1 protein-coding gene is annotated in these 887 nt (G+C 36.6%); it reads right to left on the bottom strand.

The window, feature by feature from the left end; translation table 11 throughout:
* Nucleotides 1-27 precede the first annotated feature (27 nt).
* Nucleotides 28-870, bottom strand: a complete 843-nt coding sequence (locus CDG56_RS16720; protein ID WP_002002480.1) for a carbapenem-hydrolyzing class D beta-lactamase OXA-58 — start codon at nt 868-870, stop codon at nt 28-30.
* Nucleotides 871-887: the final 17 nt, after the last annotated feature.

Genomic DNA, 887 nt, shown 5'->3' with positions numbered 1-887 from the left:
AATAGATTAACCTCAAACTTCTAATTCTTATAAATAATGAAAAACACCCAACTTATCTAGCACATCTAAAGACAATTGTTTACGTAGAGCAATATCATCACCAGCTTTCATTTGCATATTTAAAGCAAATGCCACCACTTGCCCATCTGCCTTTTCAACAAAACCCACATACCAACCCACTTGCGGGTCTACAGCCATTCCCCAGCCACTTTTAGCATATAGACGATTCTCCCCTCTGCGCTCTACATACAACATCTCTTTCACTTGTTGCTGAACTTCAGGTTTAAAAGGCAATTGCCCTTGGGCTAAATCATACACAAACTTTACTTCTTGTATAGGTGTAATTGTCAAAGGCCCTTTCAACCAAAATTGATCAACTTCCGTGCCTATTTGCATATTGCCATAACCAATACGTTGCAATTCACTTTGCATTAAGCTTGGACCAATACGACGTGCCAATTCTTGATATACAGGCACTGTAGATGCTTGCATGGCTTCGCCCAAAGTAAAATCTTTGTCCCATGCTTTAAAAAAACGTGGCTTTCCATCCCACTTAAATATTTCTGTAGATGTTGCTTTATGATTTTCTAAACCAATTAGTGCATTGGCAATTTTAAATGTAGATGCAGGAATATAAGCTGTTTTTGCTCGGTCTAAATGCGTGCCATATTTTTTAATATTTTGACCATCATATGTGACAAACACAGCATCAGCTGAGATTTCATTAAAAAGCGCTTGAACATTCTGATCGATGATTGAGTTATTCACTTGTGGAATTGTACTTGTTTTTGCTCGACTCATACTATGCTCAGCACAAGCCCCAATACTTATGCTTAAGCAAACTAAACTCAATATTTTTAATAATTTCATGATATACAACTTTAAAA

The organism is Acinetobacter sp. WCHA39 (assembly GCF_002165385.1).
Lineage (GTDB): Bacteria > Pseudomonadota > Gammaproteobacteria > Pseudomonadales > Moraxellaceae > Acinetobacter.
This window is presented reverse-complemented; position numbering and strand designations above follow the sequence as displayed.

Coding starts and splice junctions, on each gene's coding strand:
- CDG56_RS16720 (WP_002002480.1), bottom strand. CDS start 870: ATGAAATTATTAAAAATATTGAGTTTAGTTTGCTTAAGCATAAGTATT.